Raw genomic sequence first — 23,692 nt, forward strand, 5'->3', positions numbered from 1 at the left:
GGCGCGCATCCATTACAATCGCGCTGCATCGGGCCCTCTCGCCTCAGGGAGGGCCCCTACCGTATTCGCCGAGCCCGCCATGAAACAGGATCCCCGCTTTCCCAATCTCTTCATCCTCGATCACCCGTTGATCCAGCACAAGCTGTCGCACATGCGCGACAAGGAAACGTCGACGCGCACGTTCCGCGAACTGCTGCGCGAGATCACGCTGCTGATGGGCTACGAGATCACGCGCAACCTGCCGCTGACCACGCGCCGCATCGACACCCCGCTGGTGGAACTGGACGCTCCCGTCATTGCCGGCAAGAAGCTGACGATCGTGCCCGTGCTGCGCGCCGGCGTGGGCATGAGCGACGGCCTGGTGGAGCTGATTCCGTCGGCCCGTATCGGCCACATTGGCGTGTATCGCGACGAGCAGCACCGCCCGGTGGAATACCTGGTGCGCCTGCCGGACCTGGAAGACCGCTCGTTCATCCTGTGCGATCCGATGGTCGCCACCGGCTACTCGGCCGCACATGCGGTGGACGTGCTCAGGCGCCGTGGCGTGCCGGAGGATGCCATCACGTTCGTGGCGCTGGTGGCCGCGCCGGAAGGCGTCGAAGTGTTCCAGCAGGCGCATCCGGGCGTGAAGCTGTTCGTGGCGTCGCTGGACAGCCACCTGGACGAGCATGCCTACATCGTGCCGGGGCTGGGCGACGCGGGCGACCGCCTGTTCGGCACCAAGAACTGATGTCGATCCGGCGTCGATCCGACGTCGGCTGGCGCAGGTTGACCCCGGGGCGCTTGATGCGCCTCAATATTCATGGGGGCGGGCTGATCCAGACTGGTATGCCGCCTACGGCATATTCCAAGCAAGGAGCCACCCCATGGAAGCACTGAAGATCCTGACATCCACGGCCACCGGCCTGGCGAGCCTGGCCGTCATCGCATTCATCATCGGCATGGCGGCCTTCTACGCCTGCCTGTTCGCCCGCAAGGCGCGCGAGGATGCGGAAGCCGCACGACGCGGTGCCGACTGAGCCGACCGCAGCATCAAGCAAAACGCCCGGGTACTTGCCCGGGCGTTTTACCTTTGCTTCCGGCCCGGCGATCACTTTTTCTTGCCGCCGCCCAGCAGGCTGCCCAGCACGCCGCGAATCAGTTCTCGCCCGACCTGTGACCCCACCGTACGCGCCGCCGACTTCGCCACCGATTCCAGGATCGAGTCGCCGCGCCCGGTCTTGCCCGTGCCGCGCGTCAGCGAGCCCCAGACTTCGCCAACCCAGCCGCCCTCTTCCTGCGCTGGAGCGCCTGGCTGCGCGCCGGGCTTGGACGGGACCCTCGTATCGGCCGGCGCGCCGTTGGTGGTCTGCGCCACCCCGCCACGCAGCTTTTCGTAGGCCGACTCGCGGTCGATGGTCTGCTCGTAGGTGCCCGCCACCAGCGAACTGGCGATCAGCGCGCGTCGTTCGTCATCGGTGACCGGGCCGATCCGGCTGCCCGGCGCCAGCACCCAGGCGCGTTCGGTCACGCCCGGCGTGCCCTTGGCATCCAGGCACGACACCAGCGCCTCGCCCACGCCCAGTTCGCCGACCACCTGCTCCAGGTCCAGCTTCGGATTGGCCCGCATGGTCGTGGCCGCCACCTTGACGGCCTTCTGGTCGCGCGGCGTGAAGGCGCGCAGCGCGTGCTGCACGCGGTTGCCAAGCTGGCCCAGCACGGTGTCGGGGATATCCACGGGGTTCTGCGTCACGAAGTACACACCCACGCCCTTGGAACGCACCAGCCGCACCACCTGCTCGATCTTGTCCAGCAGTGCCTTGGGGGCGTCGTTGAACAGCAGGTGCGCCTCGTCGAAGAAGAACACGAGCTTGGGCTTGTCGAGATCGCCTGCCTCGGGCAGCTTTTCGAACAATTCCGATAGCAGCCAGAGCAGGAAGGTGGCATAGAGTCGCGGCGCGTTCATCAGCTTGTCGGCCGCCAGGATATTGACCACCCCCTGGCCCTTCTCGGTCTGGATGAAGTCGTCCAGGTTCAGCATCGGCTCGCCGAAGAACTTGTCGGCGCCCTGCGATTCCAGCGCCACCAGGCCGCGCTGGATGGCGCCGATCGACGCTGACGAGATATTGCCGTACTCGGTGGTGAACTGGCTCGCGTTGTCCCCCACGTACTGCAGCATCGCGCGCAGGTCCTTGGCATCGAGCAGCAGCAGGCCGCCGGCATCGGCAATCCGGAACACCAGGTTCAGCACGCCCTGCTGGGTATCGTTCAGCTCCAGCATGCGCGACAGCAGCAGCGGGCCCATATGCGACACCGTGGCGCGCACCGGATGGCCCTTTTCGCCAAAGACGTCCCAGAGCGTGGTCGGGCAGCTGCCCCAGACCGGCTCGGGCAGGCCGTGTTCCGCCAGGCGGGCCTTGAGCTTGTCCGACGGCTGGCCCGGCTGGGAAATGCCGGTCAAGTCACCTTTGACATCGGCCATGAACACCGGCACGCCCAGTCGCGAGAAGCCCTGGGCCAGCGTCTGCAGCGTGACGGTCTTGCCGGTACCGGTGGCGCCGGTGATCAGGCCGTGCCGGTTGCCCATCTCGGGCAGCAGCACCAGTTCGTGGTCGGCGTTCTTGGCGATGAGGATGGGATCGGCCATGGCGGGGTCTCGTCAGTCGGCGGTCGGGGCAGGAAACAGGTGCAGATCAGGTGCGGATCGGGTGCGGGCGGGGCGAACAACCCATACATGGCACTGCGGGTCGGCAGGGGCGCGTGATAAAATCCTGCGCTGATTATAGCCAGCAGATTGGCACATCAATCACATGGCGTGGCCGCCGGATCGGCAGGATTCGTCCCAGAGACCCATCCGGAACCGGCCCCGCCGGCGCAATGCCGCCGGGTTCCAACACCACACGACACGTTTTCCGCTTCGGAGAGAAACATGGCCGGTCATTCCAAATGGGCCAACATCAAACACAAGAAAGCTGCCGCTGACGCCAAGCGCGGCAAGATCTGGACACGCCTGATCAAGGAAATCACCGTGGCCGCCAAGCTCGGCGGCGGTGACATCGATTCGAACCCGCGCCTGCGCCTGGCCATGGAAAAGGCCATGGACGCCAACATGCCCAAGGACAACATCCAGCGCGCGATCCAGCGTGGCGTGGGTGGCCTGGAAGGCGCCAATTACGAAGAAATCCGCTACGAGGGCTACGGCCTGGCCGGCGCCGCGATCATCGTCGACTGCCTGACCGACAACCGCACCCGTACCGTGGCCGAAGTACGCCACGCGTTCTCGAAGCACGGCGGCAACATGGGCACCGAGGGTTCGGTGGCGTTCATGTTCACGCACTGCGGCCAGTTCCTGTTCTCGCCGGAAACGCCCGAGGACAAGCTGATGGATGCGGCGCTCGAAGCTGGCGCCGACGACGTGGCGACCAACGACGACGGGTCGATCGAAGTCACCTGCCCGCCCAACGATTTCGGCGCGGTCAAGGCTGCGCTGGAAGCGGCCGGCTTCAAGGCCGAACTGGCCGACGTGGTGATGAAGCCGCAGAACGAGATCAGCTTTACCGGCGACGACGCCGTCAAGATGCAGAAGCTGCTGGACGCGCTGGAAAACCTGGACGACGTACAGGAAGTCTTCACCAACGCGGTGATCGAGGAATAAGTCCTCGCGCCGCGCCCCACGGCGGCAGCCCGGATCACGATCCAGCTGCCGCTTTTCGCATGCGTTTCTTTTCTGGCAGTGGATCATGAAAGTTTTGGTTGTCGGTTCCGGTGGGCGTGAGCACGCACTGGCCTGGAAATTGGCCCAGTCGCCCAAGGTGCAGGTCGTCTACGTGGCGCCGGGCAACGGCGGCACGGCGCTCGACAAGCGCCTGCAGAACGTGCCGCTGACCGATCCCGAAGTGCTGGCCGCCTTTGTGGAACGTGAAGGCGTGGCCTTCACCGTGGTGGGTCCCGAGGCGCCGCTGGCCGCCGGGATCGTCGACGTGTTCCGCGCCCGTGGCCTGCGCATCTTCGGCCCGACCAGGGCTGCCGCGCAGCTCGAGTCGTCGAAGGACTTCGCCAAGGCGTTCATGCATCGCCACGGCATCCCGACCGCCTTCTACAAGACGTTCTCGGACGCCGCCGGCGCCCACGCCTATATCGACGCGCAGGGCGCGCCGATCGTGATCAAGGCCGACGGCCTGGCCGCAGGCAAGGGCGTGGTGGTGGCGATGACGCTGGAAGAAGCACACGGCGCCGTGGACATGATGCTGGCCGACAACAAGCTTGGCGACGCCGGCGCCCGCGTGGTGATCGAGGAATTCCTGGAAGGCGAGGAAGCCAGCTTCATCGTCATGGTGGACGGCAAGAACGTGCTGGCCCTGGCGACCAGCCAGGACCACAAGCGCCTGCTGGACGCCGACGCCGGCCCCAACACGGGCGGCATGGGCGCCTATTCGCCGGCCCCGGTGGTGACGCCGGCCCTGCATGCGCGCGCGCTGCGCGAGATCATCCTGCCGACCGTGCGTGGCATGGAAAAAGACGGCATCCCGTTCACGGGCTTCCTGTACGCGGGCCTGATGATCGACAAGGACGGCAACCCGAAGACGCTGGAATTCAACTGCCGCATGGGCGATCCGGAAACGCAGCCGATCATGGCGCGCCTGAAGACCGACCTGGTCGACGTGATGGAAGCCGCCGTCGACGGCAAGCTGGACCAGATCGAACTGGACTGGGACCGCCGCACCGCGCTGGGCGTGGTCATGGCCGCCTACGACTACCCGGAAAACCCGCGAAAGGGCGATGTCATCACCGGCATCCCCGCCGAGACCGACGATGCCGTGACGTTCCACGCGGGCACCACGCTGCAGGACGGCACGCTGCGCACGTCCGGCGGCCGCGTGCTGTGCGTGGTCGGCCTGGCGGACACGGTCAAGGCCGCGCAGAAGAACGCCTACGCGGCCGTGGAGCAGATCCGTTTCGACGGCATGCAGTTCCGCACCGACATCGGCTACCGCGCCATCAAGCGCTGATCCGGCCCAATATGGCCTGACACGGCCGGCACCGCACCGATTCGCCCCGCACCCCGTGGGGCGAATCCTGCCGGTACAATCGTGACACCGCGATGACGGCCGGCACCGCCCGGCCGTCTTTGCACCGGCCACCCTCACCCGCCCATCATGATCGATTCCCAGGCAGTCCGTGACTATCTGCTCGGCCTGCAAGACCGCATCACCGACGCCGTTGCCGCCATCGACGGCCAGGCGTTCCTGACTGACAGCTGGGAGAAACCGCCCACCGAACGCCTGCGCGGCAGCGGCCGCACGCGCATCCTGGAGGGCGGTGCGGTGATGGAACGGGCTGGCGTAGGCTTCTCGCACGTGCGCGGCGACACGCTGCCGCCGTCGGCCAGCGCCAACCGGCCCGAACTGGCCGGGCGCAGCTTCGAGGCCATGGGGGTGTCGCTGGTGTTCCATCCGCGCAACCCGCATGTGCCCACCGTGCATATGAATGTGCGCTGCTTTATCGCCGTGAAGCCCGATGCCGAGCCGGTCTGGTGGTTTGGCGGCGGCATGGACCTGACGCCCTACTACGGCAACACCGACGACTGCGCGCACTTCCACCGCACCTGCAAGGCATCGCTGGCACCGTTCGGTGACGACCTGTACCCGCGCTTCAAGCAGTGGTGCGACGAATATTTCTTCCTGAAGCACCGGGGCGAGGCGCGCGGCATTGGCGGCATTTTCTTCGACGATTTCGCCGCGCCGGGCTTCGACCAGAGCTTTGCGATGATGCGCTCGGTGGGCGATGCCTTCCTGGACGCCTACCTGCCGATCCTGAACGCGCGCAAGGACACGCCCTATGGCGAACGCGAGCGCGACTTCCAGGCGTATCGCCGCGGCCGCTACGTCGAATTCAACCTGGTGTTCGATCGCGGCACGCTGTTCGGCCTGCAGTCGGGTGGCCGCGCGGAGTCGATCCTGATGTCGATGCCGCCGCAGGTGACCTGGCGCTACGACTGGCAGCCCGAACCGGGCACCCCGGAAGCGGCGCTCTATACCGATTTCCTGCCAGCGCGCGCGTGGGCCTGAACCGATGACCGAAGCCCCGCAAGCCTCCGTTCGCATTGACGACCCGCAGCGCCCGTACCGCCTGGGTATCCTGGGCGGCACTTTCGACCCGCCGCATCGCGGCCATGTCGCGCTGGCCCAGCTCTGTATCGACCACCTGGACCTGGACGAACTGGTCTGGATCCCGACCGGCCATTCGTGGCAGAAAGGCGACCATGTGACCCCGGCCGCCGACCGCTTCGCGATGACCGAACTGGCCGCCGCGTCGCTGGTGCCGGGCCGCGCCAAGGTACGTGTAAGTCGCATGGAAGTGGACCGCGACGGCCCGAGCTATACCATCGACACCGTGCGTCACCTGCGCGACACATACGGCCCGCATACGTCGATGTCGTGGCTGATGGGCGCCGACCAGTTGCTGCGGCTGCACACATGGCACGGCTGGGAAGCGCTGTTCGAACAGGTGCACCTGTGCATCGCCACGCGGCCGGGCTTTCACCTGGACGAACTTGGCGGGCCGGTGCTTGCCGCGCTGCAGGAACGCCTTGCGGACACGCACCTGATACAATGCTCGCCCTCCGGACATATGTGGATTGACCAGACGCTGGCCGTCGACCTGTCGTCCACCGGCCTGCGCGAGCACCTGGCCGAAGGCCTGTTGCCGGACCAGACGGATGACCGACTGCCAGCCGGCGTGGCACACTACATCGCGCGTCACGGGTTGTACCGACACCCCTCGCCCGACGCGCCCCTACCCGAATGAAGCTGAACAAGAAAGACACCATGGATATTCGTAAACTGCAGCGCGCGATCGTCGACGGGCTCGAGGATGTGAAGGCGCAGGACATCAAGGTGTTCGACACCACTCACCTGACCGAACTGTTCGACCGGGTGGTGATCGCCAGCGGCAATTCGAACCGCCAGACCAAGGCGCTGGCGGCGTCGGTACGGGAAACGGTCAAGGACGCCGGCGGCCATATCGTGGCCGTGGAAGGTCTGGAGACCGGCGAATGGGTGCTGGTGGACTGCGGCGACGCCGTGGTGCACATCCTGCAGCCCCAGTTGCGCCTGTACTACAACCTCGAGGAAATCTGGGGCGACAAGCCGGTTCGCGTGAAGCTGACCGCTGCCAAGGGCCTGGCCAAGGCCAGCGAGCCGATGGACGACGACGAGGATGCCGAGCCGGCACCGCGCGTGCGCCGTGCGTCGAACCTGCGCCCGGCGCTGGCCCGCCTGCCCGAAGGCATGAAGGAGCCGTCGCCGCCGATGGGCCACGAGGACACCGATCCGGACGCCATCGCCACGATCCGCAAGCCGGTCCGCAAGACCAGCAGCACCGGCACGGCCGCCAAGGCTCCGGCGCGCAAGACGTCGACCGGCACCGCCGCGAAGACACCGGCGCGCAAGACGGCCGCCGGCACGGCCACCAAGGCCCCGGCACGCAAGACGGCCGCCACCAAGACCGCAGCTGCCAAGACCGCCGCGCCGCGCAAGCGCGCCACGCGCTCGGCCTGAGCGCGAGCGGTTGATCGGTCCTGAAGGGTTCACCACCGGGCATCGCACATGCAACTCGTGATCGTGGCCGTCGGCCACAAGATGCCCGCGTGGATCGAATCCGGCTTTGCCGAGTACACCAAGCGGATGCCGCCCGAACTGCGCATCGAGCTTCGCGAAGTCAAGCCGGAGGCGCGTTCGTCCAGCAACAATGCCGCCACGGTGATGCAGCGCGAAGCGGCGCGCATCGAGGCCGTGCTGGGTTCGCTGTCGAAGCAGTTGCGCATCGTCGCCCTCGACGAGCGCGGCAAGGACTGGACCACCGTGCAGCTGGCCGACCAGCTGACCGGCTGGCAGCGCGAAGGCGGCGACGTCGCCTTCCTGATCGGCGGCGCAGACGGACTCGATCCCGCGCTCAAGGCGCGCGCCCAGACACTGGTGCGCCTGTCCAGCCTGACCCTGCCGCACGGCATGGTGCGTGTGCTGCTGGCAGAACAGCTCTACCGGGCCTGGTCGGTCACGCAGAACCATCCGTACCATCGCGCCTGAATATCGGCACCTGAATTTCGGCGACGGTGTTCTCCTGTCTCCCGCGCGCGGTAGCGGGGCGCAACAATTCCTCCGTCTCCGCCCACGAGTACAATCGCCGCAATCCTGTTTTACGCGTCGAATCTCGTGAACGCCATCCTCTACCTTGCCTCCCAAAGCCCGCGCCGCCGTGAGCTGCTGACCCAGCTTGGCGTGCAGTACGAACTGCTGCTGGCCGATGCCGGCGAAGACGCCGAGGCGCTCGAAGCCGTACAGCCCGGGGAGTCGCCCGACGCCTATGTGCAGCGCGTCTGCGCGCTCAAGGCCGACGCCGCACTGCAGCGCCGCGTGCGGCGCGGCCTGCCCGACGCGCCCGTCCTGACCTCCGATACCACCGTTTGCCGCGGCGGCGACATCCTCGGCAAGCCGGCCGACGCCGCCGATGCAGCGCGCATGCTGGCCACGCTCTCTGGCACCACGCACCGCGTGCTGACGGCGGTGACCGTGGCGTCGGCGCTGGGCCAGCGCCATGCGCTGTCGATCTCCCACGTCACATTCCGCGCCATGAGCGCGGCCGAAATCGACCGCTACGTAGCCAGCGGCGAACCGCTCGGCAAGGCCGGCGCCTATGGCATCCAGGGGCGCGCGGCGGAGTTCGTGGAGCGGATCGACGGTAGCTATTCGGGTATCATGGGCCTGCCCTTGTTCGAGACGGCGGCGCTGCTGCGCGAGGCGGGTCTGCGCTTCTGACCCCGCCCCCTCCACCGCATCCGACCAGGGCATGAAGGGGTCAGATGCCCGGTCTCCCCGGGCGACAACAACAAGCGCCGGCAGACCGGCGACGGCATCCATGGCTATGACCGAAGACATCCTCGTCAATATCACGCCGCAAGAAACCCGCGTGGCCATCGTGCAGCAGGCGGCCGTGCAGGAACTGCACGTCGAACGCACGCTCACGCGCGGGCTGGTCGGCAACATCTACCTGGGCAAGGTCGTGCGCGTGCTGCCGGGCATGCAGTCGGCATTCATCGATGTGGGCCTGGAGCGCGCGGCGTTCCTGCACGTGGCCGACATCTGGCATCCGCGCGACGGCGACAAGAACGGCCACCTGGCTATCGAGAAGACCCTGTTCGAGGGCCAGGCGCTGATGGTGCAGGTCATCAAGGACCCGATCGGCACCAAGGGCGCGCGGCTGTCCACGCAGGTCAGCATCGCGGGCCGCACGCTGGTGTACCTGCCGCAGGATCCGCATATCGGCATCTCGCAGCGTATTGAAGGCGAAGTCGACCGCGAGGCGCTGCGTTCGCGCGTGCAGGGCCTGGTGCCGGCCGACGAGCGCGGCGGGTTCATCGTGCGGACCATCGCCGAGGAAGCCAGCAACGAAGAGCTGAGCAACGACATCGCCTACCTGCGCAAGATCTGGGCGTCGATCCGGCTGAACGCCACCACGCTCCCGGCGCCGAGCCTGCTGTACCAGGACCTGAACCTGGCCCAGCGCGTGCTGCGTGACTTCATCAACGACGCCACGGGCGTGATCCAGGTGGACTCGCGCGAGAACTTCGTGAAGCTCGTGGAGTTCGCGCAGGAATACACGCCGGCGGTGCTGTCGCGCCTGTCGCACTACACCGGCGAGCGCCCGATCTTCGACCTGTTCAATATCGACGCCGAGATCGAGAAGGCCCTGTCGCGCCGCGTGGACCTGAAGTCCGGCGGCTACCTGATGATCGACCAGACCGAGGCGATGACGACGATCGACGTCAACACCGGCGGCTATGTCGGGGCGCGCAACTTCGACGACACGATCTTCAAGACCAATCTAGAAGCCGCACACACCATCGCGCGCCAGCTGCGCCTGCGCAACCTGGGCGGCATCATCATCATCGACTTCATCGACATGGAGAACCTGGAGCACCGCGACGCGGTGCTCTCGGAGCTGAAGCGCGCGCTGTCGCGCGACCGCACGCGCATCACCGTGAACGGGTTCTCGCAGCTGGGCCTGGTGGAGATGACGCGCAAACGCACGCGCGAATCACTGGCGCATGTGCTGTGCGAGCAATGCCCGGTCTGCACCGGCAAGGGCCAGGTCAAGACCGCGCGCACGGTCTGCTACGACGTGCTGCGCGAGATCATGCGCGAGTCGCGCCAGTTCAATCCCCGCGAATTCCGCATCCTGGCGTCGCAGGAAGTGATCGACCTGTTCCTCGAAGAGGAAAGCCAGCACATGGCCATGCTGGGCGACTTCATCGGCAAGCCGATTTCGCTGCAGGTGGAATCGACGTTCCACCAGGAACAGTACGACATCATCCTGATGTAAGGCCGTCCCGACGGCTGTCCGCCCCGGCTGCCGCATTGCAGCAGCCGGTGGCAGCCATGGGCCATGAAATCGATTTCATGGCCCGTCCGGGCAACCTGCCCGCCTCCCGCGCCTGCCCGGCGTCCCATCGCGCACCCGCCCTCGCGCATCGGAAAGCCTCTGCCTAAAGTCATCGTTCTGTCATCCCGCCTCGCCAGAATGCGCAAGTCATTCAAGCAAGGGAGTCGACATGACGCATGCAATTGAAGTCCGCGGCCTGAGCAAGTCGTTCCGCGCGGATCGCAAGGCGCTTGACGACGTCACGCTGCACATCGCCCCCGGCGAGATGGTTGCCCTGCTGGGCGCCTCGGGTTCGGGCAAGTCGACGCTGCTGCGCCACGTGGCCGGCTTTGTCGCTGGCGACACCGGTTCGGGCGAGATTCTCGTCAATGGCCGCACGGTGCAGCGTAACGGTCGTCTGGCGCGCGATGTCCGCAAGGTGCGCGCAGAGATTGGTTTCGTGTTTCAGCAGTTCAACCTGGTGGGCCGCCTGCCGGTGATCACCAACGTGCTGGTCGGCATGCTGACCCGCGTGCCCAAGTGGCGCAGCCTGATCCGCTATTTCAAGGCGGAAGAAGTCCAGACCGGCCTCGATGCCTTGGCCCAGGTTGGTATAGACGACTATGCGTTTCAGCGCGCCTCGACGCTGTCGGGCGGGCAGCAGCAGCGTGCCGCCATTGCCCGCACGCTGGTGCAGAACGCACGCGTGATCCTGGCCGACGAGCCGATCGCGTCGCTCGATCCGGAGTCGTCGCGCCGCGTGATGTCGTTGCTGGCCCAGATCAACCGGACCCGCAAGGTGGCCGTGGTGGTGTCGCTGCATCAGGTGGACGTGGCCATGCGCTACTGCCCGCGCGTGGTGGCGCTGCGCAACGGCAAGGTGGTCTACGACGGCCCGTCCGCTGCGCTGACGCCGAAGATGCTGCGCGACCTGTACGGCACCGAGGCCGACGAACTGCTGCACGACAGCGTCCCCGACGAGCCGGCGCCAGCCGAAGGCGTGCCTGTCCCGGCCATGGTCAGGATGGACCTCGCCACCGCCTGATCGCATCTTTTCGAATTACCCAGACCGCGTTTCCCATCTGTCTTTCCAAACGGAGTTTTCGATGCTTCGCAGAACTTTCCTCGCCGTGGTGGCCTCGGGTGTCGTGGCGCTGCCCGCCTTTGCCCAGGACGCCAAGACCCTGAACATCGGCTTTATCTCGACGGAATCGTCGTCGAACCTGAAGAACGCCTGGCAACCGGTGATCGACGACCTGAGCAAGGCCCTGGGCGTGCAGGTCAAGCCGTTCTTCGCCTCCGACTACGCCGGCATCATCGAAGGCATGCGCTTCAACAAGGTGCAGATCGCCTGGTTCGGCAACAAGTCGGCCATGGAAGCCGTGGACCGCGCCAGTGGCGAAGTCTTCGCATCGGTGATCGACAAGGACGGCAACCCGGGCTACTGGTCGCTGCTGATCGTGCGCAAGGACAGCGACCTGAAGTCGGTCGAGGACGTGATCAAGCGCGGCCGCGACCTGTCGTACGGCGCTGGCGATCCGAACTCGACGTCGGGCACGGCCGTGCCGGGCTACTACCTGTGGGCCGCCAACAAGGTGGAACCGAAGACGCTGTTCAAGGCGGTGCGCATCAGCAACCACGAAACCAACCTGCTGTCGGTGCTGAACAAGCAGGTGGACGTGGCCGTGAACAACACCGAGAACTTCGAGCGTTATCGCATCAACACGGGCAAGAACGCCTATGACGAAGTGCGCGTGCTGTGGAAGTCGCCGCTGATCCCGGCCGATCCGCTCGTGTACCGCAAGGACCTGTCGCCCGAGATGAAGAAGAAGATCCAGACCTTCTTCGTCAACTACGGCAAGGGCGCCAACGCTGCGCGCGAGAAGGAAACGCTGGCCGCGCTGACGTACCAGGGCTTCCGCCCGTCGAGCGATGCCCAGCTGGTGCCGATCCGCCAGATCGAGCTGGCCAAGGAAAAGGCCAAGATCGAGACCGACACCACGCTGGCCGCCGCCGACAAGGAGAAGAAGCTGGCCGACGTGACGCGTCGCCTGGCCGACCTCGACAAGGCTGCCGCCACCACGCAGCAGTAAGCCGTACCGGAGACCGGCGAGGCCCGTGCGGGCGTTGCCGGTCTTCACCGTTTCAAAGCCTTCAATTCCGGATTGCCCCATGACCGCCACCGCCAAGCCTGGCCTGCCCCCTTCGCCCCAAAGTACCGTTCGGCCGCCACGCACGTCCCTGTCCGTGATGCTGGTCTGGGCCGTGCTGCTGGCCATGCTCGCCATGTCGTGGCAAGGCGCCGACATGCGCCCGATGGACCTGCTGCGCGATTCCGGCAACATGGCAAAGTTTGCCGCCGATTTCTTTCCGCCCAACTTCCGCGACTGGCAGACCTACCTCGAAGAGATGCTGGTGACTGTGCAGATCGCGCTGTGGGGCACCGCGCTGGCCGTGCTGCTGGCCGTGCCGCTGGGCCTGCTGTGCTCGGCCAACATCGTGCCGATGTGGGTGTACCAGCCCGCCCGCCGCGTGATGGACGCCTGCCGCGCCATCAACGAAATGGTGTTTGCGATGCTGTTCATCGTGGCCGTGGGCCTGGGCCCGTTCGCCGGCGTGCTTGCCATCTGGATCCACACCATGGGTGTGCTGGCAAAGCTGTTCGCCGAAGCCGTCGAGGCCATCGACCCGCGCCCCGTGGAAGGCGTGCGAGCGACCGGCGCCGGCCCGATCGAGGAGATCGTCTATGGCGTGATCCCGCAGGTGCTGCCGCTGTGGCTGTCGTTCGCGCTCTATCGCTTCGAATCGAATGTGCGCTCGGCTTCGGTGGTGGGCATTGTCGGCGCTGGCGGCATCGGCACCGTGCTGTGGGAGATCATCCGCAGCTTCCAGTACGCGCAGACCTGCGCCGTGATGATCATCATCATCCTGTTCGTGGTCGCCATCGACATGATGTCGGCGCAGATCCGCAAGGTGCTGGTATGACTTCCCCGGCCACCCTGACCCTGCCGCGCATCGCCACGCTGTTCGAGAACCACGGCATGGCCTATTACGGCGGCGAGGCCATCAGCCAGACCGCCCACGCGCTGCAGTGCGCGCAACTGGCCGAGCAGGCCGGCGAGGACCACGCACTGATCGTCGCCGCCCTGCTGCACGATGTGGGCCATCTGATGCTGGCGGAAAGCAGCACCACCGACATGCGTCACCAGGAGGCCGCCGCCGATGCGCTGGCGGGCCTGTTCGACACCGCCGTGACCGAGCCGATCCGCCTGCACGTGGCCGCCAAGCGCTACCTGTGCGCCATCGATCCGGCCTACTTCGACACGCTGTCGCCGACCTCGGTCCACAGCCTGCAGCTGCAGGGCGGTGTCTACGACAACGGCCAGGCCGAAGCCTTCGCCGCAAAGCCCCACGCGCTGGAAGCGGTGCGCCTGCGCCGGTACGACGACCTGGCGAAGGTGGTCGACCTGCCCACGCCGCCGCTGGCGCACTATCTGGACATGGCAGCACGTTTTGTGCGCCACGCTTGATGCGCGCGATGCCTGACGCCTGGCGCGTCAGGGATTGAAACGCTTGCCTCCCCCCCGCCCCGCTCCCGCCATGCGGGAGCGGGGAGAAAACCCTGGGAATATCAAACGCTATCTGTTTGCTCCCCTCTCCCGCCACGCGGGAGAGGGGCTGGGGGAGAGGGCAAGCCGGTCAGCCAGTGACCAGGCTCGCAAAGGCGTCAGCCGAATCCTTCAGTTCACCGCTATTGTCGATCTCGACCAGGCGGCAGCCAGCCGGCACATCGAAGGGCTGCTTCGCCCGTTCCAGCCGCTTTGCAATCGCCGCTTCGGTTTCGCGGCCACGATTGCGCAGGCGCACGGCCAGCACATCAGGTTTCACGCGCACATGCACGGCGCAGAGCTTCGGATAGCGCGCTGCCGCATCGGGCAGGTATTCGCGCGATCCATTGACGATCACCTTCAGGCCTTGCGCCAGCCACTGCTCGATCTCCACGCCAATGCCGTAGTGCAGGCCGTGGCTCTGCCAATGCATGGCAAGGCAGCCCAGGTCCACACGGCGCGTGAATTCATCGGCGGTCAGGGCCACCGAGGCCTCGTTGGCGTCGGCGGCGCGCGTGATATAGCGGTGCGCGATCACTACGGGGTCGGCTGGCTTCAGCCGTTCACGCAGCGCGCGCAGCAGCGAATCCTTGCCGCTGCCGGATGGGCCCATCACATAGAACAGGCCGCTGCCGTCGGTTTCAGTTCGGATATTCATGCTAGCCAAGCCAGGCTGCGCCGACACCGTCCACAGTGGTGCCGTCGAAGCAATAGTGACGCGCGGCGATAAAATCGGCGCCCGCCTCCGGTTGCACGTACACGCTCACGCCATCCACGTGCAGCGGTTGCTCCAGCAGCCGGCCGCCAGCAGCCGACAGCATGTCGAAGGCCGCCGCTTCGTCGGCCGCACCGAGCATGCCGGTCAGCGTGATATGGAAGGCGAACGTGTCGAATACATAGGGGTAGCCCCATGTGTCGAGATGCTGCCGTTGCGCCGGACTCAGGCGGGCAGGATCGCGGCGGGCGATCTCGGCCTCGGTCGGTGGCGCGCGGAAACGATCGAAATCGGTGACGCAGGCATCGGCCAGCGCGTGCATCCGGCGGCCACCCGGCCCGTCGGCATCGTCAAGACACCATGCCAGGAAGCCACGCAGCGCACGCAGCGTCAGCGGTGCATCAAACGGCTCGCGCGCTGCCGCGAATGCGCGCATGGCGCCATCGAGCATGGCCGCATCCGTGCCATCGGCCAGCCGGAACGGCGGCTTCAGCGTGGCATGCAGCGCATAGTGCGCGGGTGCCTTGACCCATGCGTCGGGCCGCTGCGCGATGCCTTGCGGCAGCGGCAGGGCAACGCCTGTATCGGCATCGCGGCCCAGCCACTGGCCGCCGAAGCCGCGAAACGGCTCGGCCGGCGCCAGGTAGATCGCGTAGCGATGGGCGGATCGGGTAGGTCGGGTCGCCTGGCTCATGCGGCCAGGCTGCCTTCGTCAGCCAGGTCGATCAGCGGCAGCGCCACGGCGGCGTGACGCAGTTCGCCGTTGACGATCGTGCCGCACACGCGCGGCAGACCCGGCAGGCTGTCGTCGATCAGCACCGCGTCGGCACGCATGCCCGGCATCAGCGCGCCGCGGTCGCGCAGGCCGGCGGCGCGTGCCGGATTGCGCGACACCAGGTGCCAGGCCTCGGGCAGGCTGCAGACGCCCAGCTGCACGAGCTTGAACGCAGCCTGCAGCGGTGCGGGATAGTAATAGTCCGATGCCAGCACGGTACACAGGCCGGCGGCAATCATTTCGGTGGCATTGGGCGCGCCGGTGTGGCTCTGGCCCCGCAGCACATTGGGGGCGCCGAACACGGTTTCGTCGCCAATCTGGCGCGCGTGCTTCGCCACTTCCACCGTCAGCGGGAATTCGGCGATGGCGCAGCCCTGGCGATGGTAGTGCTGGCGCGTCGCCAGATCGGGATCGTCATGCGACGCCACCGGCAGGCCAGCCTCGCGTGCGGCGGCAATCAGGCGCGATACGGCGGCCGGCACGTCCTGCGCGTGGCGGCTGGCAGTGCGCAGGCGGTTGCGGAACGTCTCCATGTCGCATTCGGCACGCTCGGCGTACTGCGCCAGCTTGCGCTCGTCGTTCATGCGGCGCGCCATGGTCGGCAGGTGATCGTTGATGGCCAGCAGGCTCACGCGGCCATCGGCCATCCATTGCAGGGCTGTCTCCACGCCGGCCAGGTGATAGGCCTCGAAGCGCAGATGCACCTTGTGCGAGGCGCCCAGCACCGGCGCCAGCTGCGACAGCGCCTCGAACATGCGCACGGCGTAGGCTTCGCCGCGCAGGCCACCTTCCCAGGACAACGTCACGCCGTGGAATTCGGTGGTGATGCCGTGCGCCAGCAGCTGGCGGTCCACATCGAGCAGCGCCGGGCCATAAGGAAAGCTGACACCGGGACGCGGCATCACCGAGCGCTCGAACGCATCGCCATGGATATCGACGATGCCGGGCAGCACCAGCAGGTCTCCGGCGTCGATGCAGGGGCCGCTGCCGCCTGCCTGTTGTGCAATGTTGCCTTGCTCGAAGCCCAGCGTGGCGGGGGCGATGGTGCCGGCACCCAGCACGCGGCGGCCGGTGATGCCGCGCAGCGGGAGCGAATAGGTTTGGGTTGTCGTTTGCATGATGGGCATTACGGGTTCACCACCAAGTTAGCGCCGGCACATGACATACATATGTCTAGACCAATGCGATTGAATCACCAGGCTGCACCATGAGGCTGACTGTGCCGCCAGGGCACGCAGCCCGTCTGTCAGTCGTTGTCGGACACCGTAAGCTGCACCCAGTCGCCAGCAAACCGCGTCATGCTGTACTGCACGGGCACGCCGTCGATATCGACGTTGAGCGCCTCCACCTGCAGCACGGGGCGCGTCTTGGGCTGGTTCAGCAGCCGCGCCACCGGGGCACTGGGCATGGCCGCCGTGATGCGCGACCACTTTCGCGTGTAGTCGGCAATGCCGAACTTCACCAGCGCGCGCGATATGGATTGCGTGTCGCGCACGGCATCCTCCAGCCCCGGAAAGCGCTTCGGATCGAAATAGTGCTCGGCCACGTCGATGGTGCGCGCTTCCGCCTTGCCCACCATCTGGATATGAAGGATGTCGGCAGTGCGCGCCAGGCCCAGGTGCTTGGCAATCTCGGGCGCGCGCAGCGTCTGGCTGTCCACGATCTCCAGATGCCCGCGCATGCCCTGCGCGGCCAGGTTCTGCGAAAAGCGCGTACGGCGGCCGATCGCGTAATCGATGGCATGTTCCTGCACGAAGGTGCCCCGGCCCTGCTCGATGCGCACCAGGCCGCTCAGCTCCAGTTCGCCCATCGCGCGGCGGATGGTGTGCCGGTTCACGGCAAAGCGCGTTGCCAGTTCCGGCTCCGGCGGCAATTGCTCGCCGGGGCCATAGAGTTTGTTGCGGATGTCCTCCGCCAGCGCCTCGCCAATCTGGCGCCACACCGCCACGCCGGAACCCCGTTCCACTTCCCGATCAGACATCTTTCGCTCTGCCCTGTGTCATCAAGCCTTAATGGTTGCCGTGCGATTGTGCCCTAGTCCCGGCGCGCCGGTGGCGTGTCCGAGCAAGTCCCCCACCCGTCATGAAACGTTCATGTGGCTGTGGTCTAGTATCGCCGTGTTGTGTTAGTTTACATCTAAACGTATAGACGTATAGGGGTGATCATGCAAAATGAAACCGCCAACCAGGCCAATGCGGCACGTGCCGCGTGGCTGAGGGTGCTGGCGCTGGCCCAGCCGGACGCGCTCGATGCGGCCTACACGCGGCTGCAGGAAGCGGCCGCCCTGCCCGGCTACCGCCTGCTGCGCAAGCCGGAATCGGGCATGGCCATGGTGCGTGCCCGGGCAGGCGGCACCGGTGCCCAGTTCAACCTGGGTGAAATGTCGGTCACACGCTGCGCCGTGGTGCTCGACGAAGCGCAAGGCGAAGCGGCCACGGCTGGGGTGTCGTATGTGCAGGGCCGCGGCCAGCGCCACGCCGAACAGGCCGCCGTGCTGGACGCGCTGCTGCAACGCCCGGCCTGGCACCAGCGCGTGCAGGACGTGGTCGTCGCCCCGCTGGCGCAGGCGCTGACCGAGCGCGCCGCCCGTCAGGCCGCCACCGCCGCGCAGACCCGCGTGGAGTTCTTCACGATGGCACGCGGAGAAGATTGAGATGTCGTCCACACAGAATTCGATGCAGGCCTCCACTCCCGGTTCCACCTCGGCCACCTCGCTGCTGCCCGGCTTCGACAATCCGGTCGATGACGCGCAGGCCGTCTTCCGCGCCACGCTCGAAGCGTTCGCGCATCCGGGCCGAATGGAATCGCTACCTGTCACCAGCGGCCAGCCCGAAGGCCTGTCCCCGGCACTGACCGCGCTGCTGCTGACGCTGGCCGATCCCGATACGCCCGTGTGGCTGCCCGCCAATGTGCCGGCCGCCGCCCGCGCCTTCCTGCGCTTTCACTGCGGCTGCCCGCTGGTGGATGCCCCCGGCGATGCCACCTTCGTGTGCGTACCGGCCGGTCATGCCATGCCGGCACTGGCCGACTGCGCGCAGGGCCTGCCCGCCTATCCGGATCGCTCGGCCACGCTGATCGTCGAGGTCGACTCGCTGCAAGACGGTGACGCACTGACGCTGCGCGGCCCCGGCATCGAGACCACGCAGGCGCTGCAAGTGCGCGGCCTGCCCGCCGGCTTCCGCCAGGCCTGGCGCGCCAACAACGCCCGCTTTCCGCTGGGCGTGGACCTGCTGCTGGCCAGCGGCCAACAATTCTGCGCCATGACGCGCACCACGCGCGTGGAGGACTGACATGTACGTAGCCGTCAAGGGTGGCGAGCGCGCCATCCTCAATTCGTACCAGATGCTGGATACCTACCGCCGTGGCGACACGTCGGTGCCCGAACTCACACTGGCGCAGATCCGCGAGCAGATGCCACTGGCCGTGGCCCGCGTGATGGCCGAGGGCTCGCTGTACGACCCGCACCTGGCCGCGCTGGCGCTCAAGCAGGCCGCTGGCGACCAGATCGAGGCCATCTTCCTGCTGCGCGCCTACCGCACCACGCTCGCGCGCTTCGGTTATACGCAGGCGCTGGATACCGGCAGGATGAAGCTGCAGCGCCGCATCTCGTCCACGTTCAAGGACGTGCCGGGTGGCCAGGTTCTGGGCCCGACGTACGACTACACGCAGCGCCTGCTCGACTTCACGCTCGAAGCGGGTCGCGACCCGGCCCCGCTGACGCCGTCGCCCGAGCCGCTGGCCCCGAACATGCCACGCGTGACCGGCCTGCTCGAAGCCGAATCGCGGGTCGAAGCCGACGCCATCCCCGCCGGCGACCCCGTGCCGCCCGACCTCACGCGCGAGCCGCTGACCTTCCCGGCCGAGCGCCCGGCGCGCCTGCAGAACCTGGCCCGCGCCGACGAAGGCTTCCTGCTGGCCATGGGTTACTCGACGCAGCGCGGCTACGGCAATTCGCACCCGTTTGCCGCCGAGATCCGCTACGGCAGCACCGAGGTGGGGATGTTCATCGAGGAACTGGGATTCGCCGTGACCATTGGTGAGGTCGAGCTGACCGAATGCCAGATGGTGAGCCAGTTCGCCGGCAACGCCGACGAGGCGCCGCGCCTGACGCGCGGCTACGGCCTCACCTTCGGCTACAACGAGCGCAAGGCGATGTCGATGGCGCTGGTGGACCGCGCCATGCGCGCCGAAGAGCTGGGCGAGGCTGCCGACAACCCGGCCAACGATATCGAATTCATGCTGTACCACAGCGACAACGTGGAAGCATCGGGCTTCGTGCAGCATCTGAAGCTGCCGCACTACGTGGACTTCCAGGCCAACCTGGAACTGCTGCGCAGGCTGCGCGCCGAGCAGGACGCCCAGGCCGCACCGGACACCGCAAACACCAGCGCGCCGCAACCGTCGCCATCGCAAGAGGAGTCGCTGGCATGACCACCGCCAACGCCAACACCGCCGCCCCCGTCACGCGCGACGACCACTACAACTTCGGCTATCTGGACGAGTCCACCAAGCGCATGCTGCGCCGCGCGCTGCTGAAGGCCGTTGCCATTCCCGGCTACCAGGTGCCGTTCGGCAGCCGGGAGATGCCGCTGCCGTATGGCTGGGGCACCGGCGGCATCCAGGTGACCGCCGCCATCATCGGCCGCCAGGACGTGCTCAAGGTGATCGACCAGGGCTCCGACGACACCACCAACGCCATCAATATCCGCCGTTTCTTCGGCCGCGTGACTGGCGTGCAGACCACCGAGCGCACCGCCGAGGCGACGATCATCCAGACGCGCCACCGCATTCCGGAGACGAAGCTGCACGCGGCCCAGACCATGGTGTACCAGGTACCCATTCCCGAGCCGCTGCGCTGGCTGGAGCCTAGCGAGACCGAGACACGCACGATGCACGCGCTGGCCGAATACGGATCGATGCACGTGAAGCTCTACGAGGACATCGCGCACCACGGCCATATCGCCACCACGTACGACTATCCGGTCATCGTCAACCAGCGCTACATGATGCGCCCGTCGCCGATCCCGAAGTTCGACAATCCCAAGCTTGACCGCAGCCCCGCGCTGATGCTGTTTGGTGCCGGCCGCGAGAAGCGTGTCTACGCCGTGCCGCCGTACACGTCGGTCAAGAGCCTGGACTTTGTCGATCACCCTTTCACCGTCGAGAAGTGGTCGAGCTGCTGCGCGCAGTGCGGCGCCACCGACAGCTACCTGGACGAAATCATTACCGACGACGCCGGCACGCGCATGTTCGTGTGCTCGGACACCGAGTACTGCGCCGATCGCCAGGCCGCGCAAGCCGTCAAGACCGCCGCCGGAGGCCAACCATGAACGCCACGCCACTGCTTTCCGTCCGCCAGCTCACGCACACGTGGGACGGCGTGCACGGCTGCCACGACGTCAACTTCGACCTGTATCCCGGCGAAGTGCTGTGCGTGGTCGGCGAATCGGGCTCGGGCAAGAGCACGCTGCTGCAGGCGCTGTCGATGCAGGTCAAGGCCCAGCGCGGCAGCGTCAGCTACGACATGCGCGAAACGGGCCTGACCGACCTGGCTTCGCTGTCCAGCGCGCGCATGCGCCTGCTGGCCCGCACCGACTGGGGCTTCGTGCGCCAGCACGCCCGCGACGGCCTGCGCATGCAGGTCAGCGCCGGTGCCAATATCGCCGAACGCCTGATGGCCGTGGGCAATCGCCACTACGGCGACCTGCGCGAGATCGCCGGGGCGTGGCTGGAAAAGATGGAAATCGACCTGGGCCGCCTGGACGATGTGCCCAGCACGTTCTCGGGCGGCATGCAACAGCGCCTGCAGATCGCGCGCAACCTGGTCACGCATCCGCGCCTGGTGTTCATGGACGAGCCCACCGCATCGCTGGACGTATCGGTGCAGGCCCGTCTGCTGGACCTGATGCGCCGGCTGGTCACGGACCTGGGCCTGGCCGCCATCCTCGTCACGCACGACCTGGCCGTGGCACGCCTGCTGGCGCACCGTACGCTGGTCATGCAGGGCGGCCGCGTGGTCGAGCAAGGCCTGACCGACCAGATCCTCGACGACCCGCAGCATCCCTACACGCAGCTGCTGGTTTCCTCCATCCTGCAAGGCTGACCATGATGCAAGCAGATACCCAGAAGCTGATCGAGGTTCGCGGCCTCGGCAAGATGTTCACGTTGCACAACCAGGGCGGCATCCGCCTGCCCGTGCTGCAGGCGATCGACTTCGACGCGTCGCGCGGCGAATGCCTGGTGCTGTCGGGCCGCTCGGGCACCGGCAAGAGCACGCTGCTGCGCTGCCTGTACGGCAACTACCTGGCCACCGAAGGCACGATCCGCCTGCGCGATACCAGCGAAGCCGGCGAGCCGTGGGTGGAACTGACCAACGCCCCCGAGCAGCGTGTGCTGAAGCTGCGCCGCGACGTGATCGGTTATGTGTCGCAATTCCTGCGCGCCATCCCGCGCGTCTCGGCGCTGGACGTGGTGGCCGATCCGATGCAGCAGCGCGGCGCCAGCCACGAGGAAGCCCGCGCCCGGGCCGCCGTGCTGCTCGAACGCCTGAACCTGCCGCGCCGCCTGTGGGACCTGCCGCCGGCCACGTTCTCGGGCGGCGAACAGCAGCGCGTGAACATCGCGCGCGGCCTGATCGGCGGTCATCCGATCCTGCTGCTCGACGAGCCGACCGCATCGCTGGATGCCGACAACCGTGCCGTGGTGATCGAGCTGATCCGCGAAGCGCTGGCCGAAGGCCGCGCACTGATCGGCATCTTCCACGACGAAGCCGTACGCGATGCCGTGGCCACGCGCGCCCTGCCGCTGCAGCCGGCCGTGGCGGCCAACGCCTGACACCCGCGCGGCGTCGAAACGCCCCCGACAAACCTGCCCCGAACCTGACACGGAACCGGACATGTCCACCACCTACCTGACGCACGCCACGCTGGTCCTGCCCGACCGCGTGCTGCACGACAGCGCCCTGCTGATTGCCGACGGCCAGATCGCCGCCATCGAACCCGCATCGGCCCCGGCCGACGCCAACGTGATCGACCTGCGCGGCCATACCGTGATGCCTGGCCTGATCGACGTGCATTGCGACGCCATCGAGAAGGAAGCCGAACCACGCGCCAACGTGCTGTTCCCGCTCGACTTTGCCGTGGCACAAGTCGATCGCCGCAATGCCGCCGCCGGTATCACCACCCCGTACCACGCGCTGTCGTTCGCCAGCAACCAGTTTGGCGTGCGCAACAACGACACCGCCGCCACGCTGGTGCGCGCCGTGGCCGAGTATCGCAAGCACAGCCTGGTCGACAACCGCATCCACTGCCGCTACGAAGTCACCGACGCGGCCGCCGTGCCGGTGCTGGAAATGCTGATGGCCGAGGGCGTGGTCGACCTGCTGTCGGTCATGGACCACTCGCCCGGCCAGGGTCAGTTCAAGACGCTCGATGCCTACCTGTCGTACATGATGGGCAACCACGGCATGAGCCGCGACGAAGCTGCCGACGCCGCCGCCAAAAAGACAGCCGAACTGGACGGCGCCACCGAGCGCGTCAACCGCCTGGTCTCGAAGGCGCACGCGCTGGGCGTACCTACTGCCAGCCATGACGACGATTCTCCGCAGCGTATCGCCGCCATGCATGCCCTGGGGGTACGCATGAGCGAGTTTCCGATCAACCTGGAGACGGCGCGGGCGGCCGCCACGCACGCGCTGCCAACCATCCTGGGCGCGCCGAATGTGCTGCGCGGCAAGAGCCAGAGCGGCTCGATGCGCGCCATCGATGCGATCCACGCCGGCGTCGGCAACATCCTCTGCTCGGACTACCAGCCGTCCACACTGATCGCGGCAGCGTTCGCCGCCGCGCGCCTGGCCGGGTTGCCCCTCAACGAGGCGCTGGCTCTGGTCAGTGCCAATCCGGCCGACGCCTGCCTGCTCGACGATCGTGGCCGCCTGCTGCCCGGCAAGCGTGCCGACGTGATCGCCGTAGCCAGCGTGGCGGGCCAGCCGCTGGTCACGCATACGTGGTCAGCCGGCCGCCTGGTGTTTGCCGCCGGCTATCCGGCCGTGCAACATGCGGGGCATCACATCGAACCACGCGCCACGCTGCAGGCCGTGGCGTAACGGCGGCGACCGCGCCGTCAAACGCACGTTCGGCACGCTGAGCAAAAGAAATGGCCGCGCATCGGCTCCGGTGCGCGGCCACATCTTTTGAG

The 23,692-nt window shown here is 67.0% G+C and carries 26 protein-coding genes; 21 read left to right on the top strand and 5 right to left on the bottom strand.

Annotation, left to right across the window (positions count from 1 at the left end):
• The first annotated feature begins 79 nt into the window (after positions 1–79).
• The gene (upp, locus tag A9J21_RS20930; protein ID WP_066739081.1) at positions 80–730 is read left to right on the top strand and encodes a uracil phosphoribosyltransferase; all 651 of its coding nucleotides are present in this window, start codon (positions 80–82) and stop codon (positions 728–730) included.
• A gap of 136 nt (positions 731–866) precedes the next feature.
• Entirely contained in the window at positions 867–1,019 is a 153-nt protein-coding gene (locus A9J21_RS20935; protein ID WP_066739082.1) for a DUF3149 domain-containing protein, read from the top strand.
• Between the two features lie 71 nt (positions 1,020–1,090).
• Here the strand turns inward: A9J21_RS20935 and A9J21_RS20940 are convergent, their stop codons facing one another.
• Positions 1,091–2,626 (bottom strand): helicase HerA-like C-terminal domain-containing protein, encoded by a 1,536-nt coding sequence (locus A9J21_RS20940; RefSeq protein WP_066739083.1) that lies wholly within the window; start codon positions 2,624–2,626, stop codon positions 1,091–1,093.
• 282 nt (positions 2,627–2,908) lie between these two features.
• On the opposite strand from A9J21_RS20940, the gene A9J21_RS20945 reads away from it, so the two are divergent.
• The 12 genes from A9J21_RS20945 to A9J21_RS21000 all read left to right on the top strand — a co-directional run bounded on the left by A9J21_RS20945 (position 2,909) and on the right by A9J21_RS21000 (position 13,928).
• The gene (locus A9J21_RS20945) at positions 2,909–3,634 is read left to right on the top strand and encodes a YebC/PmpR family DNA-binding transcriptional regulator (RefSeq protein WP_066739084.1); all 726 of its coding nucleotides are present in this window, start codon (positions 2,909–2,911) and stop codon (positions 3,632–3,634) included.
• A gap of 85 nt (positions 3,635–3,719) precedes the next feature.
• Positions 3,720–4,988 carry a phosphoribosylamine--glycine ligase gene (gene purD, locus A9J21_RS20950; protein ID WP_066739085.1) on the top strand — a complete coding sequence of 423 codons (1,269 nt, stop codon included), beginning with the start codon at positions 3,720–3,722 and terminating at the stop codon, positions 4,986–4,988.
• Positions 4,989–5,135: 147 nt separating this feature from the next.
• Positions 5,136–6,047, top strand: coding sequence for an oxygen-dependent coproporphyrinogen oxidase (gene hemF / locus A9J21_RS20955; protein ID WP_066739086.1), 912 nt, complete (start codon positions 5,136–5,138; stop codon positions 6,045–6,047).
• A gap of 4 nt (positions 6,048–6,051) precedes the next feature.
• A complete protein-coding gene (locus tag A9J21_RS20960; RefSeq protein ID WP_066739087.1) occupies positions 6,052–6,786 on the top strand; it encodes a nicotinate-nucleotide adenylyltransferase in 735 nt (244 codons plus the stop codon).
• 20 nt (positions 6,787–6,806) lie between these two features.
• Positions 6,807–7,538 carry a ribosome silencing factor gene (gene rsfS, locus A9J21_RS20965; RefSeq protein ID WP_197497539.1) on the top strand — a complete coding sequence of 244 codons (732 nt, stop codon included), beginning with the start codon at positions 6,807–6,809 and terminating at the stop codon, positions 7,536–7,538.
• Between the two features lie 48 nt (positions 7,539–7,586).
• Positions 7,587–8,066 carry a 23S rRNA (pseudouridine(1915)-N(3))-methyltransferase RlmH gene (gene rlmH, locus A9J21_RS20970; protein WP_066739089.1) on the top strand — a complete coding sequence of 160 codons (480 nt, stop codon included), beginning with the start codon at positions 7,587–7,589 and terminating at the stop codon, positions 8,064–8,066.
• A 126-nt stretch (positions 8,067–8,192) separates the two neighbouring features.
• On the top strand, positions 8,193–8,795 hold the full coding sequence (locus A9J21_RS20975; protein ID WP_066739090.1) for a nucleoside triphosphate pyrophosphatase: 603 nt from the start codon (positions 8,193–8,195) through the stop codon (positions 8,793–8,795).
• A 106-nt stretch (positions 8,796–8,901) separates the two neighbouring features.
• The gene (rng, locus tag A9J21_RS20980) at positions 8,902–10,359 is read left to right on the top strand and encodes a ribonuclease G (RefSeq protein WP_066739091.1); all 1,458 of its coding nucleotides are present in this window, start codon (positions 8,902–8,904) and stop codon (positions 10,357–10,359) included.
• 229 nt (positions 10,360–10,588) lie between these two features.
• Positions 10,589–11,443: a phosphonate ABC transporter ATP-binding protein gene (gene phnC / locus A9J21_RS20985; protein ID WP_066739092.1), complete on the top strand. Its 855-nt coding sequence runs from the start codon at positions 10,589–10,591 to the stop codon at positions 11,441–11,443.
• A 61-nt stretch (positions 11,444–11,504) separates the two neighbouring features.
• Entirely contained in the window at positions 11,505–12,491 is a 987-nt protein-coding gene (gene phnD, locus A9J21_RS20990; protein WP_066739093.1) for a phosphonate ABC transporter substrate-binding protein, read from the top strand.
• Positions 12,492–12,570: 79 nt separating this feature from the next.
• The gene (gene phnE / locus A9J21_RS20995) at positions 12,571–13,383 is read left to right on the top strand and encodes a phosphonate ABC transporter, permease protein PhnE (protein WP_066739094.1); all 813 of its coding nucleotides are present in this window, start codon (positions 12,571–12,573) and stop codon (positions 13,381–13,383) included.
• Positions 13,380–13,928, top strand: a complete 549-nt coding sequence (locus A9J21_RS21000; protein ID WP_066739095.1) for a phosphonate degradation HD-domain oxygenase — start codon at positions 13,380–13,382, stop codon at positions 13,926–13,928. Before phnE ends, A9J21_RS21000 begins: the two co-directional genes overlap by 4 nt.
• Before the next feature lie 169 nt (positions 13,929–14,097).
• On the opposite strand, the gene phnN is transcribed toward A9J21_RS21000, so the two are convergent.
• The 4 genes from phnN to phnF all read right to left on the bottom strand — a co-directional run bounded on the left by phnN (position 14,098) and on the right by phnF (position 17,477).
• Positions 14,098–14,664 carry a phosphonate metabolism protein/1,5-bisphosphokinase (PRPP-forming) PhnN gene (gene phnN / locus A9J21_RS21005; protein WP_066739096.1) on the bottom strand — a complete coding sequence of 189 codons (567 nt, stop codon included), beginning with the start codon at positions 14,662–14,664 and terminating at the stop codon, positions 14,098–14,100.
• 1 nt (position 14,665) lies between these two features.
• A complete protein-coding gene (locus tag A9J21_RS21010; protein ID WP_066739097.1) occupies positions 14,666–15,415 on the bottom strand; it encodes a DUF1045 domain-containing protein in 750 nt (249 codons plus the stop codon).
• Positions 15,412–16,614, bottom strand: coding sequence for an alpha-D-ribose 1-methylphosphonate 5-triphosphate diphosphatase (locus A9J21_RS21015; protein ID WP_066739156.1), 1,203 nt, complete (start codon positions 16,612–16,614; stop codon positions 15,412–15,414). The genes A9J21_RS21010 and A9J21_RS21015 overlap by 4 nt, the downstream gene beginning before the upstream one ends.
• 128 nt (positions 16,615–16,742) lie before the next feature.
• Positions 16,743–17,477 (bottom strand): phosphonate metabolism transcriptional regulator PhnF, encoded by a 735-nt coding sequence (gene phnF / locus A9J21_RS21020; protein ID WP_066739098.1) that lies wholly within the window; start codon positions 17,475–17,477, stop codon positions 16,743–16,745.
• Positions 17,478–17,660: 183 nt separating this feature from the next.
• Here phnF and phnG point away from each other — a divergent pair, with 183 nt between their 5' ends.
• The 7 genes from phnG to A9J21_RS21055 all read left to right on the top strand — a co-directional run bounded on the left by phnG (position 17,661) and on the right by A9J21_RS21055 (position 23,600).
• Positions 17,661–18,149 (top strand): phosphonate C-P lyase system protein PhnG, encoded by a 489-nt coding sequence (phnG, locus tag A9J21_RS21025; protein ID WP_082926545.1) that lies wholly within the window; start codon positions 17,661–17,663, stop codon positions 18,147–18,149.
• A 1-nt stretch (position 18,150) separates the two neighbouring features.
• Positions 18,151–18,786, top strand: coding sequence for a phosphonate C-P lyase system protein PhnH (gene phnH, locus A9J21_RS21030; RefSeq protein WP_066739099.1), 636 nt, complete (start codon positions 18,151–18,153; stop codon positions 18,784–18,786).
• Position 18,787: 1 nt separating this feature from the next.
• Positions 18,788–19,927: a carbon-phosphorus lyase complex subunit PhnI gene (locus tag A9J21_RS21035; protein ID WP_066739100.1), complete on the top strand. Its 1,140-nt coding sequence runs from the start codon at positions 18,788–18,790 to the stop codon at positions 19,925–19,927.
• Entirely contained in the window at positions 19,924–20,826 is a 903-nt protein-coding gene (locus tag A9J21_RS21040) for an alpha-D-ribose 1-methylphosphonate 5-phosphate C-P-lyase PhnJ (RefSeq protein WP_066739101.1), read from the top strand. Before A9J21_RS21035 ends, A9J21_RS21040 begins: the two co-directional genes overlap by 4 nt.
• Positions 20,823–21,599: a phosphonate C-P lyase system protein PhnK gene (gene phnK, locus A9J21_RS21045; RefSeq protein ID WP_066739102.1), complete on the top strand. Its 777-nt coding sequence runs from the start codon at positions 20,823–20,825 to the stop codon at positions 21,597–21,599. Before A9J21_RS21040 ends, phnK begins: the two co-directional genes overlap by 4 nt.
• A gap of 2 nt (positions 21,600–21,601) precedes the next feature.
• A complete protein-coding gene (gene phnL, locus A9J21_RS21050; protein ID WP_066739103.1) occupies positions 21,602–22,330 on the top strand; it encodes a phosphonate C-P lyase system protein PhnL in 729 nt (242 codons plus the stop codon).
• Between the two features lie 61 nt (positions 22,331–22,391).
• Positions 22,392–23,600, top strand: coding sequence for an alpha-D-ribose 1-methylphosphonate 5-triphosphate diphosphatase (locus A9J21_RS21055; protein WP_066739104.1), 1,209 nt, complete (start codon positions 22,392–22,394; stop codon positions 23,598–23,600).
• The last annotated feature ends 92 nt before the right edge of the window (positions 23,601–23,692 follow it).

Origin of the sequence: Cupriavidus sp. D384, from assembly GCF_001652915.1 — a bacterium.
Classification (GTDB): Bacteria; Pseudomonadota; Gammaproteobacteria; order Burkholderiales; family Burkholderiaceae; genus Cupriavidus.